Origin of the sequence: Mucilaginibacter sp. SG538B (genome assembly GCF_013376065.1) — a bacterium.
GTDB classification, from domain to species: Bacteria; Bacteroidota; Bacteroidia; order Sphingobacteriales; family Sphingobacteriaceae; genus Mucilaginibacter; species Mucilaginibacter rubeus.
The window spans coordinates 356,395-373,039 of sequence record NZ_JABMJI010000003.1 but is presented as its reverse complement, the minus strand read 5'-3'; the positions used below and the strand labels follow the sequence as shown (position 1 = coordinate 373,039).

At 44.6% G+C, this 16,645-nt stretch carries 8 protein-coding genes; 3 read left to right on the top strand and 5 right to left on the bottom strand.

What is annotated here, in order from left to right; translation table 11 throughout:
• Window positions 1-74 precede the first annotated feature (74 nt).
• Window positions 75-2,513 (top strand): outer membrane beta-barrel family protein, encoded by a 2,439-nt coding sequence (locus FHW88_RS17610; RefSeq protein WP_090527700.1) that lies wholly within the window; start codon window positions 75-77, stop codon window positions 2,511-2,513.
• 75 nt (window positions 2,514-2,588) lie between these two features.
• Here the strand turns inward: FHW88_RS17610 and FHW88_RS17605 are convergent, their stop codons facing one another.
• From FHW88_RS17605 to FHW88_RS17590, 4 genes are read right to left on the bottom strand one after another with little or no spacing between them, the layout of a single operon-like run.
• Entirely contained in the window at window positions 2,589-5,324 is a 2,736-nt protein-coding gene (locus FHW88_RS17605) for a sugar-binding domain-containing protein (protein ID WP_255485364.1), read from the bottom strand.
• Window positions 5,321-6,967, bottom strand: a complete 1,647-nt coding sequence (locus tag FHW88_RS17600) for a glycoside hydrolase (RefSeq protein ID WP_255485363.1) — start codon at window positions 6,965-6,967, stop codon at window positions 5,321-5,323. The genes FHW88_RS17605 and FHW88_RS17600 overlap by 4 nt, the downstream gene beginning before the upstream one ends.
• Window positions 6,968-7,007: 40 nt before the next feature.
• A complete protein-coding gene (locus tag FHW88_RS17595; protein ID WP_176627276.1) occupies window positions 7,008-8,573 on the bottom strand; it encodes a RagB/SusD family nutrient uptake outer membrane protein in 1,566 nt (521 codons plus the stop codon).
• 19 nt (window positions 8,574-8,592) lie between these two features.
• On the bottom strand, window positions 8,593-11,709 hold the full coding sequence (locus tag FHW88_RS17590) for a SusC/RagA family TonB-linked outer membrane protein (protein ID WP_176627274.1): 3,117 nt from the start codon (window positions 11,707-11,709) through the stop codon (window positions 8,593-8,595).
• 848 nt (window positions 11,710-12,557) lie between these two features.
• On the opposite strand from FHW88_RS17590, the gene FHW88_RS17585 reads away from it, so the two are divergent.
• Window positions 12,558-13,466 (top strand): AraC family transcriptional regulator, encoded by a 909-nt coding sequence (locus FHW88_RS17585; RefSeq protein WP_090527495.1) that lies wholly within the window; start codon window positions 12,558-12,560, stop codon window positions 13,464-13,466.
• 36 nt (window positions 13,467-13,502) lie between these two features.
• On the opposite strand, the gene FHW88_RS17580 is transcribed toward FHW88_RS17585, so the two are convergent.
• Window positions 13,503-13,841 carry a zinc ribbon domain-containing protein YjdM gene (locus FHW88_RS17580; RefSeq protein WP_090527498.1) on the bottom strand — a complete coding sequence of 113 codons (339 nt, stop codon included), beginning with the start codon at window positions 13,839-13,841 and terminating at the stop codon, window positions 13,503-13,505.
• 279 nt (window positions 13,842-14,120) lie between these two features.
• Here FHW88_RS17580 and FHW88_RS17575 point away from each other — a divergent pair, with 279 nt between their 5' ends.
• Window positions 14,121-16,484 carry a TonB-dependent receptor gene (locus FHW88_RS17575; RefSeq protein ID WP_176627272.1) on the top strand — a complete coding sequence of 788 codons (2,364 nt, stop codon included), beginning with the start codon at window positions 14,121-14,123 and terminating at the stop codon, window positions 16,482-16,484.
• The last annotated feature ends 161 nt before the right edge of the window (window positions 16,485-16,645 follow it).

The following is a 16,645-nucleotide window of genomic DNA, read 5'->3' as shown; positions in this document are numbered from 1 at the left end:
ATTATAGGATTTGTAGCCTGGTTAAGATTGGCTCAAAAAGATTAATGGTCAAACAGTTCACCTATCACATCAGCATGAAACTAAAGCTCTTACTCCTCATCTTATTTTCAATCGTTATGGCCCCGGCCTTCGGGCAGGCGGGGCAGGCGTTATTCGCGGTAAACGGCATCGCAACGGATTCACTATCGAAACAACCGCTTGCCTATGTAACCGTAAACCTGCGCAACGAAGCAAAGCAGTTAGTCCGCACCACGGTGACTAAAACCGACGGCACGTTCCGGTTTGAAAAGCTGCCATCAGGACAATATCTTCTCTCGATGGTTAGTGTCGGTTTTAAGACGAAAACACTTCCTGTTGATTTTTTAGATAATAATAAACCCTCTATAAATCTGGGGAGCATTGCCCTGGGCACACAAACTACACAGCTTAAAACGGTGGCTATTACGGCCGACAGGCCTATCATTAAGCAGGAGGTTGATAAACTCATCTACGACTTAAAGGCTGACCCTGACAGTAAAAGCAGCAGTGTACTGGAGATGATGCGCAAAGTGCCTTTGTTAACAGTAGACGGTGACGATAACATCCTTTTAAAGGGAAATAGCGGCTACCGGATATTTGTTAACGGTAAACCATCAAGTATGATGGAGCGCGATCCGAAGAATATCCTCAAAAGTATGCCTGCGTCAACCATTCAAAGCATCGAGGTAATTACCAACCCTTCGTCGAAGTATGATGCCGAGGGAATGGCGGGGATTATTAATATAGTGACCAATAAAAAAATAAGTAACGGGTACAATGGCACGCTAAACCTTAGCCATGTATTCCCGGTAGGCGGCCCACGATTGGGCGGGTCATTTTCGTCTAAACAAGGCAAGCTGGAACTATCAGGCTATTTTGGCGGGAATATCTCCAATTCGCCCGAAGTGCTCAGTTCCATTTCGAGGCTTACCACCGGGAGCAACCCTACGAGCCTTAACCAGAATAACACCGCGAAATGGGATGGCAAAAATGGCTATACGGAAGTTGGCATCAGTTACGAAATTGACAGTCTTAACCTTATTTCGGGACAATTCAATATTAACGGAAATAACCAGGACGGCATCAACACGCAAAGTTCTGTTTTGAACGAAGCCGGCAACATGGTTGAAGGGTACGACCTGTACAATAACAATACGGCAGGCGGCAGGGGCCTGAATGTCGGTTTAAATTACCAGCTGGGTTTTAAAAGCAATAAGCAAAGGCTGCTCACCTTTTCGTACCAGTACTATACATTCAACAACAGGCAAGATGCGTCGCTGACGGCATCTAATCGCGTGAACTATACGACGCCCGATTACCTGCAACACAATGAAGGTGAATCTTCCGAACAGACTGTCCAGGTAGATTACGTTCAGCCTGTAAAGAAGTTGAATATTGAAATGGGGGTGAAAGCAATTATTCGTGATAACAAAAGTGACTTTCAATATCTCGGATTTAATGCGTCAACCGGTAATTTCGAGGCCGACCCATCGCGAAGCAATAAATTCGATAATAACCAAAATGTACTGGGTGCATACAACAGCTATACCTATACCCTGCAAAACTGGAGCTTTAAGGCAGGCGCCAGGGTAGAGGAGACGCTGATTGATGCTGATTTTATTTCTACCTCATCGCAGCTGAACAAAAATTTCTTTAATATAGTGCCTTCGGTAAGTATTAATAAGCGGTTTAAAAACTCCAGTACGCTGAACTTCGGGTTTTCGCAAAGGATACAGCGTCCGGGTATATATCAGCTAAACCCCTTTGTAGATCGCTCGAACCCAAACTTCGAATCGTCGGGAAACCCCAACCTCAGGCCCGCGGTTTCCAATAGTATCCAGTTGGGTTATAGCAGAACGAAAAAGGCATCCTTAAACCTGATGCTTGGCTATAATTATTTTAACGACCTGATCATGCCCGTTGTGATTTTCGATCCGGCTACGAATATTACCCGCAGCACTTTTGATAACACCGGCAAAGCCCGCCTGTTCACCTTTAACGCCAATATCAATTACCCCATCACCAAAAAATGGAGCTCATCATTCAACGGTAGGATTGCGCATGGCCGTGTGCAGGGCATAGTGAATGGCCAACTGGTGAAAAATCAGGGCTTTATGTATGGCGCATCACTAAACAGCGGTTATAATTTAGAGAAGGGCTGGCGGGTTAGTACCAACGTGTTTCTGAATGGGCCTAACCTTTCTATCCAGGGTACATCGAATCCTTACGCCAGTGTATCCTTTACAGTTAATAAAGATGTAGTGAAGGATAAACTTTCGTTCTCGGCCACGGTGAATAACCCTTTCAGTAAATACAGGAATAATATCAGGAGTTCATTCGGGCCCGATTTTACCCAAACAAATATTAACCGCGCCTATTTCCGGGGCTTTACCGTCAGCCTTAATTACCGTTTCGGCAAACTGAAGGAAGCGGTTAAGAAAAACAAACGGGGTATCAGTAATGACGATGTTCAGGGAGCGCCTTCGGGGAACTAAGAGCATTTAACAAATAACAAACAGGCGGAGGGGCCGCCTGTTTGTTGATAACCTTTCCATATTCCAGGTTCGGTTTTAGTTATCTAATAACCTGCGCAGATCGCCCGCACTGATCTCCTGTACCGGCTGGAATGTATTCCCGGCTGCATAATGTAACAAGCTGTATCGGAGCTGTCTTGCCGCTGCCCGTTCCGTTGATTGGCTATGAAGATCCATTGTACAAAGAATTAAGCTCCCGGAACCAACCTTGAACTCAACAAGCGTTGCCAGGTTACGGTTCCTGAAAAAGTTATCGATCACCCGGACTATCGGCGTTGCAGGAGCTCTCAATTTATCAAGTATCAGCGACCGGGAACGGGTCACCAGGTCCCACCATTGCCAATCCGTATAAAAGTCAGTAGGGAAATCAGCCAGCGCGTTATTTTTCTTGTCAATGAGCAGGCCCATACTGCCTGGTTGGTCGGGGAAATGGACCGGGCTCCAGAAAACAGGAGCGAAACGGCCGTCGATACCTTTAACGTTGGCAGTATCCGGATTAAGCAACACTTTTCGCCCCGCTTGCAGATAACTAAGGGCACTGTCGATGGATGTAGTAAAGATCACGTTATTAAAAGATTCCGGATTTTTATTTGGGTAAACCCAAATTTTCCAGTGATTAGTATAACCGGTATTGGCTATGCTTACAGTGATCAGTAATTCACAAGCCCGGTCGATTTTGCTGAGATCTATCGAGAAACTTCCCGCAGAAGCGTTGCCAATAGCAATAGACTGCCGGCCAAGCGAACCACGAAGATTAAAGTGCTTATCTGCTGAAATTGCCGACCAAAGAATTTCGCCATTTATTTGCCGGTCGCTATAGTTGGCAATTTCGGCAGCCGCAGCAAAACGCTCACGATTGCTGTAAGCCGCCTTTTCAAAACGGATCAATGGCACCACCGGGCCACAGAATTTGCTAAAATCAGCCGGCGAAACCAATCCTTTACTATCCCAGAAAGCATTTAAAATCCCAACAAGTGCTGTTCCCTGTCCCGGAAAGTCATGAAGGTCAAGCAATTGAAACCCGCCAACACCCTTGGTTTTCAATGCGCGTTCAATTTCTTCTTTGTAAAGCTGAACAGCGAGTGTTCCGCTTGCTTTAAGGTAATCAGGAGCCAATCCAAGCATCCCTTTTTTGCGGAGGTTGTTCCGTACTGCCTCAAAGTTAGCTGGCCGCAAAACCCCAGTATATTTTTTTATTTCTTCAAGATCCGGATAAACAGAATACTGGCCCACCTCGTGAATAATAAGGGGAACTGTTGTCCCTTCCAGCGCTTTACTGTAATCTGTCTTAAAATCGGGCGGGTTGGTGTTAAAAATACCCTGTCCCCGTACCCATCCTTTTTCCGTGTACTGGGTAATAAAATAATCATCGGCAGGATCCGGATTTTTGCCATGCCCTTTTTGAAAGCTGAAGGTGGTTGTGGTGTATAAATGCCGGTTGTCTTCCTGCTTTAACTTACGCACCAGCTTCTCCAGCCATCCAAAATCGCCCTCCAGTTCATTGCCCATGCTCCAAAAACAAAATGAAGGATGGTTGCCATAATTCCGGATAATATTTTCGGCTTCCTGTTCCAGGTAAATCAATGTTTTTGGGTCTTTGCCCACGGTTAGTGCCCATAGCGGCAGCTCAACATGCAGGTAAAAACCCAGCGAGTCGGCTACCTGAAATGCTGCTTCAGGCGGGCACCATGAATGAAAGCGAAGATGGTTCAGCCCGTAAGCTTTAGCGGTCTTAAACACCTTCAGCCAGCCGGCTGTATTCATTGGTGGATGGCCTTCCAGCGGAAAAATATTGCATTCAAGTGTACCGCGCAGAAAAAGCGGAAGACCATTGATACGAAGTTCGTTCCCGGTCGCGTTAATATCCCTGAAGCCAAAACTTTGAGTCCTGGCATCCAAAACTCGTCCCTTGCTGTCAATTACTTCCGTGCGAAGGTTGTATAGCCGCGGATGAAATTCGTCCCATGATTGCACCTGCGGAACCTGGAGGTTAATTTCCTGCTGATCATGCTGAATAAGGGTTGGGCTGGTTTGTTTAACGACCTTTTTTCCGGAAAGGAGGGAAGCCCGCAGATAAGTATCGCCACGATGGGAACCGCCCAGGCTGATAGCTGCCTTTACGCTGTGATTGGCCAGCGAGGAGTATACCTGTACCTGGTTAATAACTTGTTTGCCTATGTCGATTAGCTGCATCTTTCCGATAACGCCGTTCCAAATAATCTGTGTACCGTCGGTGTAGGCATGGGCAAAGTCATTTACGCTGATATCATGCTGCTTGCGATTGTCTACACGAATGGTGATCACATGTTTGCCTGCTGCCAGAGGGCCTAATTTGAAAACTTGTGGTGCAATCAGGCTTTCCTGTGTCCCGGCTGGTTTGCCATCTATCCAACAATCGGTTTTCCAGATCACCCGTTCAAGCGACAGCAGGGCGTTGGCCATCCGACTGGTTAAATTAATGCTGCGCTGGTACCAAACAGCACCGATATACCTGTGTTTTCTGGACAGATGCAGCATGATGTCCTTGCTCAGCACAGTTGTATCCACCTTTACAGGCGCCCCGATACCGGCGTCATCTAAGGTGCCAGGCAGCCATATGCTGTTAGTAAATTGCTGTTGCTGCCATTTCTGATCCAAACCATTGTCAAGCGAATCGAGTCTGTACAGCCATTTGCCGGCAACCGGGATTGGTTTAACCTGCGCCGAAATGGTGGAACTTGCTACCAGCGCCGCGAGCAAGAAAAATGTTTTTTTTAAAGAATACTGCATCATTGATAGTGAGCGGTTAAAGTAGTAACAGAGCGGGGCTCAAGTGTTATTGTGCCTATTGGTGTTGTTGATTTTTTGAGATTTTTGAGAACTGTTGTAGTGTACACATCAAATGTATTTCCGGCCAATTGTGAACCACCCGGATCAACCGTGTATTGTTTGCTTTCGGTACTCATATTTATCAGCACAATAACCAATTGTTTTGAAGCGGGATCTTTGTATGCGGAAACCATTTGTGTTCCTGTTGCCAGCACGGGATCGGTAACATCGCTTAATGCTGCATTTATGCGGATCATCCCCGGCCTGATAAACCGCGAATAATTTCCCAAACACCACAATTGTTTTGAATCACTAACCAGGCCATTGGTTTTCATGCTGTTCAGGTCATATCCACCAGATGGGTCGTTAATGTATACAAGCCCGTCACTATAATTATAAGTGTCAACGGCAAGCCACCACTGCCATGAAGTTACATTGGCCACCGTAAGGTCATGATGAATAACTTTGGCCACATACAAGCCGTAATCAATACCGGTATTTTTCGGGTAACCATTTAATTGACCACAAATATCGCCTAATATACCAAACTCTGACTGCCAAAGATGAAGACTTGGGTCAACAGCCTTTTGCTTATCTGCTGCATGTTGCCGGTAACTGATCAAATCGGCGCCCGGGCAGGTAGTAAAATAACTGTGTGCTGATAGTAAGTGCTCCATCGAAGGGACATCGCCTATATAATTAGCGGAGCTTTTGTTAAAGAATTGGTTGAGCTGATCGCCGCGACCATCGCTGTTGTTAGCATCCAGCGAATTCCATTGATTGGCTTCACCAAGACATATCGTAGTTACTAAGCCGGCAGCTTTCATCTTCGGGCCCAACAGGCGTATAAAGTCTGCAATTTCAGCATTGGTAGCACCAGTGCCTTCCTGCGATGGATTTTCTCCCCAATTCCACTGGGGTTCATTAAAGGGGCTGAGATAATTAAAAGGGGTACTGCTTGATTCAAAATGCTTTAAAACGCTAACCAGAAAATCTGCAAAAGCATTTTTTTTGCTTTCTGTCAGGTTCAGATGACTGTTAGCCAAACCATAAGCTTTATTATTTTGCGTGAACTGTACCGGTGGCGAAACAGAAAATGCCAGGAAGTTTTTTACACCGCGTGCTTTCGCTGCCGACAGGAACCATTGCTGGCCTGCTTGTTTGTTCCAGTTATAATTATTATTTGCATCCAGAAAGCATTCTTCCCGGCGAAACTCATCCGGTATTCCGCTATCCGAACCTTGTTCATAGCTCCCGGCGCCGATGTTGAAGCGCCAAAGCGTAAGGCCAATGCCTTTGGGATTGCCCTGCTGGTCGGCTTCCATGCTGAACAGGTAATCAGCAATCTGATTCTTTTTGGTAACATCATTCCACTTTCCGATGAATTTGGTTGTCCAGCAATCAGAGGCACCAAAGCTTTGCATCGTTTGCTGCTCATTTCCCAAATTGATAGTGATGCGGGCCGGGCCGGTGTTGCATGTATTAACGCCATTAACGATGCAACCGTCGTCTCCTTTTTTAATTCCTGTTTTTTTAGCGCAGCTGAATGAGTTTGATACCCCCAGCATTACCATCAATAGCAGCGCTGATCGCAAATTTATTTTCATAATAGTTATTTAAAGCCGCCGGCATGCCGGCGGCTATTTGCTAATATCCCGGGTTTTGTGTGATCTTTCCGTTCGAGGCAATAATTTCCTTTGATGGGATAGGCCATAGATTATGTGTTCCTGCAATAAAATTAGCACCCTTATTTTGAGGTTCGTTCAGGTTCTTAGTTTCATATGGGTCTTTGCTTTGTTGCGTATTGTATTTAACAAAACTTCCGTTCGGTCCTAAAATGCTGTTGATCACCGGTTGTCCGCTTTGATCTTTCCATCGCCTGATGTCATACAAACGATCTCCTTCCAGGGCCATTTCGAGCCTGCGCTCCAATCGCACAGCGTTGATGAGGTTCCAACCGGTAAGTGTCATATCGGTAGTGAGGCCAACGCGGTTCCTAACCGCACGCATCGACTGTAAAGCCTGGGCCGACTGCTGCTGCATAGCGGCAGCTTCAGCATTCATCAGGTAAACATCTGCCAGCCTCAGGTAAATATGATCTTTTGAAAAGCGGCCGTTCGGTGTTCTTTCACCGCGAGGTACATAAACTTTTCGGTTGTACCTGGCAGATTTACATTGTGCCGGATTGGCATTGAATGAGGTATTGGCCGGATCGCCGGCAACGGAGAAGCCCTGGCGCATGATCGTCCAGTTTAACCTTACACTGTCTGCCTGAGATTTAAAGGCATTTTCAAGATCGCTGGTTGGCGTAAAATATCCCCATCCGCCTTCGGTCCCAGGCATGGAGGTTGTAGGAAAAATGTTGCCCAGGTTTGGGTATTGGGTAGAATACTGGTATTGTATTTCAAAAATAGACTCAGGTCCGTTATGATTAGTTGTTTGCCATATATTACCAAAAAACGTTTCCAGGTTGTATTCACCAGAGCTGATGATCTGGCCGGTCAGATTTTGAGCTCCTGTCCAATCTTCCGTATACAGGTCGATCTTGGCCAGCAGTGCTTGCGCTGCTCCCTTTGATACGCGGAACTTATCTGTGGCGCTATACTGGGATTTATTCGGTAAAATGCCAATAGCACTATTAAGATCTTGTTTAATGAAATTGTACACATCGGCGGCGCTGGTCCTGCTGTAGGTATTTTCCTGAGGGCCCAGTGTCTTAGTGATCAGCGGAATCCCGCCCCAGTTTCTTACCAGCTCAAAATATTGGAAAGCCCGCAGAAACTTGATCTCGGCGATAAGCTTCTGTTTGGTAGGGTCGTCAATCTGCGATTTCTGAATGCCTTCAATGGTAGCATTGAAAATATAAATGCTTTTGTAGATCTCGATCCAGTGTGCCTCAATACGATCATTTTCGGCATTTAATGTGTAATGCGCGGCCTGTACTGCCGTGCCTTGCCCTCCGTTGATACCGATCCACTCATTGTCGGAGGCGGCCTCGCCGCCTACTTGCTTCCACCATTGCGTCTGCCACCAGTCGTCAAAGTCAATGTATTTGTAGCAAGCAATCGTTGCGCCACTGGCTTCATCAACTGTATTATAAAAAGTATTGGCCTGTATAGCATTACCATAAGGTTCCTGATCCAGGAAAGTCTTTTTGCAAGCGCTCATGCCGGCAATAACCAGTACGAGCAATATATATTTCAAGTGTTTCATTGTTGTTTACTGCTAAGTCTTAAAAATTCGCGTTAAATCCGATATTGAAGAATTTGGGGATCGGGTTCTGTCCGTTGTCAATGCCATACCTCAGTACACCCGCAAATGGTACTTCAGGGTTTAATCCGTCATATTTGGTAATGGTGAAGAGGTTTTGAGCAGATACGTAAATCCGCACTTTTGCCCGGCCGCCCAACGCTTTTTCAGGCACGGTGTAACCCAGTTGCAATAACTTATTGCGTACATAGGTGCCATCTTTGATAAAGAAACTGGAGTTTTTAGAGAAATTGCCGTTTGGATCACTCAAACTCAGCACAGGATAACTGTTCGTGCTGCCCGGACCTGTCCAAAATTTATTTTCTTTACCGCTGATGAAGTTATACCCGTAGATGGGGTTCATCCTTACCAGGTAATCATCAGCTACCTTATTGCCAAAGGACCCATAAAATTCCATACGGAAATCAAAGCCATGGTAAGAAGCCTGAAGGTTTAAGCCCGATGATAATTTAGGATATGGATTTCCGATCGATGTCCGGTCGTTCAAATCAATGGTATTATCGCCGTTAACGTTCGCGTACATAAAATCGCCGGGCCTCGCATTAGGCTGCAATACAGTGCCGTTAGGGCTTTTATAATTCTGTACGTCCTGGGCTGTTTGGAAAACACCGAGTACCTTATAACCGTAATAGCCGCCTAAAATATCACCTGCAGCGGTTTTGGTCCTCCGGGTAGACTGAAATACGTCGTTGGATATTTCGTCATACAGGATCTGTCCCTTCAAGTCAACCGCTTTGGAAATGAAATGCTGTACTGTAAGACCGATACCGAAAGAAACACCACCGATTTTGTCTTTATAATTGATGGCTGCTTCCCAACCGCTGGTACGCATGGTACCCACGTTAGTATAAACTGTTGGGATATATCCCTGCGGATAGCCCAGCGAGGGTTGTACCGGGAGGTAAAGCAACATATCTTTAGGCGAGCGCCAGTATTTATCAGCAGTTATGGATAATTTATTATTGAAGAAGTCCGCATCAAAGCCGATGGTCACGTCCTGTGTTGTTTCCCATTTGATATTTGGGTCTGGTACATTAGAGGGAACATAACCATAAACCCGGCTGTTTGCGCCATTGATATAATCTGATAAGCCCAGAGTACTTTCGTATGCGCCTGGCGAGCCTGGCAAATTGCCTCCCACACGGCCAAATGATCCGCGCAATTTGAGGTAGTTCAGCCATTTGATGTTCTTCATAAATGACTCGTTTGAAATCACATAAGCACCCGAAACGGTTGGAAAATAACCCCAGCGGTTGGCGGGTGATAACATTGATGAACCATCTGCCCGGAAAGAGCCGGCAATGAAATAGGTTTCATTAAAATCATAAGATACGCGGGCAAAGTAAGAGCTCATTTTACCGAAGGGCCCCGCGCCGGGTTGATGAGAGCCGGATCCGTCGGCAAGCGTTGCGCCGGCAGAAATGTAGTGATAAGGCTCCGCATCATAAGGAATATCCTGGCGGTACACGTAAGTGTTATTATACGTGTAATTATCGGCAGACTGGCCTATCAAAACGTTGTAATGATGCTTGTTGATACTACCAATATAATTGATCGTATTATCCAATTGCCAGCGGTAGTTGATCACCGAGTTTTGGGATGCGCCTGATATATCACTGCGGTCTTGCGGATCGATGTAATATTTAGGTTGGTAATTAGTCTGGTTTATCGAGTTATAAAAGCCGGAAATACTGCTTCTTAATGTCAGGCCTTTAATTGGTTTGATTTCAAGATAGGAGGAACCCTGTGTGCCGAATAATCGTGATTGGTTAAAATCACGGGCCATGGCAGCTAATGGATTATTGATATTATTAAAATTGGAACGCGTAAACTGGCTGTAAACCGGGTTATAGGCAGTGAAGCTCCAGCTCGGATTGGTTGCTGCATAAGCGTTAACAGCCTTTTGCGTCTCGGCAGCAGATCTGGTTGCCGCTACGTTGGGTGCAATAGACATGATGTTGAACAGGCTTGTGCCGCCACCGTCGCCATATCGCTCCATACGCGGTGCAAGGCTAACACCAAATTTAAATACTTTTGAAATTTCGTAATCGATGTTAAACCTGGTGGTGATTTTTTGATAGTCAGCAGTACCACGCTGTGCGGCAAAGTTGCTGGTTTGATCAAAATACCCGGCGCTTCCGTAAAAGGTGAGCCCGTTTTTTGATCCGGATGCGCTGACATTATAGTTATGTGTGTAAGCTTTTTTGGTTGCCTCATTCCACCAATCAGTATTAACACCTGTCACCGTTCCATTGGCCGGAAGGGTCTGGTTGTTATTAGCATAGATCTGGCGGTAATGGCTTACAAACTCGTCTGTCTGTGCAAGTTTCGGGTTCACCCAATAGTTCATGCCCGAAGTTCCGTTAAAATTGATCTGCGTTTTCTCTTTCCCTCTTTTTGTGGTAACCAGCAAAACACCGGCTCCGCCACGGGAACCATAAATAGCAGTAGCTGCCGCATCTTTCAGCACGTCGATCTTATCAATATCTGACGGGTTGATGTCATTAAGGCCGCCGAATGAGGTGATCACGCCGTCAACAACAATGAGCGGATCGCTGGACCCTGTGATTGTGGAGAAGCCCCTGATCAGCAGCTTCGGTTGCGCGCCGGGATTGCCGCCCCCCTGAAATACCTGCAGGCCGGGTACTTTACCTTGAATAGCATCTGCAACATTACTGGTGGTGGTAGGGGCAATGTCTTTAGTCCCGACAGAGGACACCGCTGTAGTTACGCTTTTGCGGGTAATGGTTTGGTATCCAATTACCACAGCCTCATTAAGCTGATTGTCGGCAGGATTAAGTGTTACCTCATAAGTTTCTCTGTCATCCACCGGAACCTCTTTGGCCTGGAAACCAAGGTAAGAGAATACCAGTATGTCACCTTTGCTTGCTCTGATCTGGAACTGACCGGCTGCGTCGGTTACAGAACCGGTTTTTGTGCCCTTAAGCAAAATGCTTACGCCAATAAGCGTTTGATGCGTGTTATCTGTTACACGTCCTTTTAAGGCTTTGGTTTGGGCGAAAACCAGGCTGCAAAGTGGTAACAATAACACTAATGTTAGTGTAAATTTTGTTCTCATAATTGGGTTATTTTGGGTTATTAAGGATGACAAATCTAATGGCAATCGGATCGTTGAGTATAGACGATATGATGTAATACATGGATAATATTCTGATTGTTATTGTATTTAGCTGTTTTGCTGCTTATTGGTTGATAAAAACCTATGCCTTTTTTTCGCTATTTGGGGCTATGTAGAGTTATTTTATTCTTTTAGTTAAAAAAACGAAAGGCGGGCATTCATGAGTTTGGTTATTCTATATGGATAATTTTACTATTTAATTATAGGGTATGTCAGAGCCTTTCGAATGTGACATTGCTGATTAAAATGAATGCGTAGTGGCGCATTAAATTATAGGAAGGAGAAAATTGAAGGGAATGAAACAAATGTTAAATGATTTCAGTTCGTCCTGTTTGATAAAAAGCACAAAAGTTTGCCATAAATAGCCGAATCAGGGGTACTCATCAGGCTTGTTTCTTATAAAAGCCTGACCTTATTTTCGCAATGAACGTAAAGTGTTTTAGCGTTCCGGCGATAGTTATATAGTCCATGTTTTTAATTTTTTCATCTATATAGAATGCCCTGTTATTAAATATTTTTGTGAATATCAATGTTGACCGACTAACAATTACAGATTGAAATCAATGAATATCAAATCCTGTCCATATCCTAAAAAATGGGGCAGGGCAGTATTTTAAAAGATAATAATTTAATGGATTTATGAAATTCAGCCGTTCAGAAATTTTACTTTTAATGTCAGTATCCGGCATTGATAACGGCTGTGGCAAAACAGTATCTATTCGCCTTTTAACACAGCATGTCTGCATTCGCAAACATGCGTAACCCGCGATAGGATTTAAATAAATCAAATGAACACATATTCAGCAAGTTACAAAAAAGATGGTTTTGAAGGTCAGCGAGCGATCGTGATACCCAAAACTATATTACAGCGGTTTTGTGAGGGAAATGCGGCTATACAAGGAGCATTTATAACGGATATTGGATACTATCCCAAGGCAAAATTTCATCGCAGGGAGCGATATACAGGTGCGGGGCAAAATATCCTGATTTACTGCGTTGACGGAAAAGGGATGGTTAAGATAGGCACTCATACTTATGAGATCAAGCCCGGCGACTTTTTTGTTATTCCTCATGGTGTTAAGCACTTTTATGAAACAAATGAAACCAGCCCCTGGACAATTTACTGGTGCCACTTTAAAGGCCCGCAAGCGGATGCTATAACAGAGCAAATTTATGTAAGGGATCAGAGTTTCCGGTACAGCATCGAATTTGACGGTGATCGGATCGCCCTTTTTGACAAGCTTTACGTATTTTTAGAACAGGGGTACAGTACAGAAAATCTTACTTACGTCAATTTACTGTTGCTGCAATATTTAAGTTCTTTTTTGTTTAGGGACAAATATTATAAAACGAATTTAAACACACACTCCCAGCCGCAGGACAGATCTATTTTATTTATGCAGAAGAATCTGGATAAGACCCTAAGTTTAGCTGAGCTCGCGGCCTCGGTAAACCTATCGGTGAGTCATTATTCTGCATTATTTAAGAAAACCACAGGATTTTCTCCTATAGATTATTTTAATCATCTTAAAATACAAAAAGCCTGTCAGTACTTGCAGTTCACGGAATTGAGGATACGTGAAATAGCTTTTCGCATTGGCATCGACGACCCTCTTTATTTTTCAAGATTGTTTAACAGAACTATGGGATACGGCCCAAAAGAATACCGTAAAAGCCGATCTCCTTCCATTAAATAAGTACGTTTACCCGCTTTGGGCTGTATTTTTTAAAAATTATGCTTTCTTAACAAACTCTGATTTTAATGCCATAGCGCCAAACCCATCTATCTTACAATCAATGTTATGATCGCTGTCAACCAAACGGATGTTTTTAACCTTGGTCCCGGCTTTTATACTTTGAGAAGAACCACGTACCGGCAGGTTCTTTATGGTAACAACCGTATCTCCGTTCTGGAGAATATTTCCATTGCTATCCTTCACCACAAACAGATCTGAACTTACAGGATTATCTTGCGGGTTCCACTCGTGTCCGCATTCCGGACATATGAGCAGGTTATCCATTTCATAAGCATAGGGAGATTTACATATTGGGCAGGGGGCAAGTTCACTCATCTTTTGTAGTATTTGATTTCATCGGCAAAGATAAAATTTTAAAAGATTTGCATTCGGCCATGTTGTATACATTTTTTCCAGGCAAAACAATTGAAATAAGGAATCGGAAGACAGACCTGCCATATAGTAATCTATAGAAATAGTTTCGCCGAAACCCTGATATGTGAGATGCTATTTGCCAGTTTTAATATTGACTTAACTATATGACTTAATAGGGTTTCTTAAGATTTATTATTTAGAATTAGATTAAATAAATACTTTCGTGCAAAATTTAATCTGATGAAATCACATGTACCATTACACTTTATTACTACCTGTTTTTTATTATTATCCTGTTTTGCATCAGCTCAAAACGTGAAAATACAAGGTAGCGTCCGCGACTCCGTATCTGGAGTGGCCTATCCCACAATCAAGTTGAAAACCGCGCAGATAAGTGGTGATGCCAAAGGGCGCTTCACGGCTTTTGTACCGGCAGGACAGCAACTGACAATAGAAATTTCTGCCGTCGGCTATCAGCCCATATTGATATCACTTCCTGCTTTAACGCGCGACACGGCCATTAACTGGCGCTTACTGCAAGCCAGCCAGGCGCTTGGTGAGGTTTTAATTTCCGCAACCAGAAGACCGGAAAGCCCCAGGAATATTGTATCAGCAGTGAGCATCGTTTCAAAAAAGAAACTCGATAATGAGATTGCTGTTAACCCGGACCTAACCAGCATCCTGGCAAATGAGGTGCCCGGCTTTGCCCCGACAGCGCAATCGGGCAGTAATGTTGGTCAAAACTTAAGGGGGCGTCCCATGCTGGTTATGATTGATGGTGTGAGCCAGTCGTCACCACTCAGAAATGCTGAGGTGGACCTGCGGTCTATTGATCCGTCTGTATTGCAGCAAATTGAAGTCGTAAAAGGGGCAACGGCCATTTACGGTAATGGTGCCGCCGGCGGCCTGGTTAACTATGTAACATTGGTGCCTGATACTTCGGAAAAGTTTGCCGGTAAAACCGACGTTTATTTAAACGGCTCACTGGTGAAAGTACGTAATTCGGTAGGCGGTCGCGTCAGTCAGATGTTTTATGGCAAAGCAGGGAAATTCGATTATGTAGCAAGCGGCATGGCAGAGGAAACCGGAGAATACAAAGATGCCAAAGGCGATGTGGTTGGGCCCAACTACAGCCTTGGTGAAACAAACACCTATAATGCCTTTGCTAAACTGGGTTATCAGCCAACGCGTAACCAGCGTTTGCAACTGGTATATAACTATTATAGCAGCTTACAGAACAGCAACTTTACGCTGGTGAACGGCAACCCGGCAACAGGTCAGAAAGCTACCGGGGTACTTGGTAAACCGGCAGGCATTCCTACCGGGGCGGCTTACAATCACAACCTGCATTTATCTTACAAGGTTGACAATCTTTTCGCTCATACGAGCCTGAACGCGGATGCTTATTATGAAAAACGCCAGGATGTGTTTTATGTGTCCTTAGGTCGATTTGATGGCGGCGACGGTCAGTCATTAGCACATAATGACAAAGAAGGCGTACGATTATTCCTCCAAACTCCACTGGTCAGCCGTCCGTCGCTGAACGCCAACCTATCCTATGGTATAGATTTGCTGAAAGACAAAACCTCACAACCGCTGGTAGACGGCCGTGTTTGGGTACCGACCATGGACATGACCAACCTGGCGCCATTTGCGCAAGCTGATTTGATGATCATTCGGGACCTGGTGTTCAAAACAGGGTTCAGGTATGAGCGTGTAAATATTGATGTTGACAATTATCGTACATTACGCATCACCAATGCAAGCGGTGCTACGGTAACTCCATCATTTGATGTAACAGGCGGCGTGTTGAAATATAATACCGCCTTGTTTAATGCCGGTTTAAAGTATAATCGTTTTCAGCTGTTCAGCCCTTATATAAGCTTCTCCCAGGGGTTTTCTGTAATGGATATCGGTTTGGCTTTACGCGATGCCAGGGTGAACAGTATTAATAAGATCAATACCGATGCTGTTAAAGTGAATAATTATGAGGCGGGCTTTGAAAGCCGTTATCAAAATCTGGCATTTTCAGCTTCAGCCTATCAAAGCACCTCTAAGTTGGGAATTGAAGTATTATATGATCCGGCCACCGGCTTATTTAATACCGCGCGCAGCCCTGAAAAAATTTACGGTTTTGAATTAGCTGCCAGCTACATATTTAGCCGCCGGTTAACTGTAGGCGGTAGTTACAGTTATACAGAAGGAAAAAGGGACGTTAACCAAAACGGGAAATACGATGACCCGCAAGATGCCTACCTGAATGGCAGGCGCATTTCTGCTCCTAAGATTACCGGTAATGTTACTTATTCACCAATCCGGGTGATGGACATAACCCTGAATTATACAGGAATTGGCAACCGCAACCGTTTCGCAAAAAACGCTGCCGGTATTTACAATGGCAATGAAGGAGCTGTAAAAGCCTATAACCTGTTCAACCTGGCTGCCGGGTATAAAGTAAATAAGAATACCCGGTTGAGCCTGGGCATTGAAAACCTGTTTAATGAAGACTATTTTCCTGCACGTGCGCAATGGTTCATGCAACCGGGATTCTATTCAAAAGGCAGAGGCACGGCGTTTAATTTGGGGATATCAGTAAGATATTAAAGACAGGCCGATCAGCACATCCGCGGTATAGACGGTGAGTGCAGCGTAGCCTTGGCAGAAACAAATGGGAGGCGCAAGGCATTTTTTCAATACAGGATGTGGAGATTAAACCTAATTCATTTTTAATGCTCCATAAAAGCTTTCTGAATTGAAAAGGTATA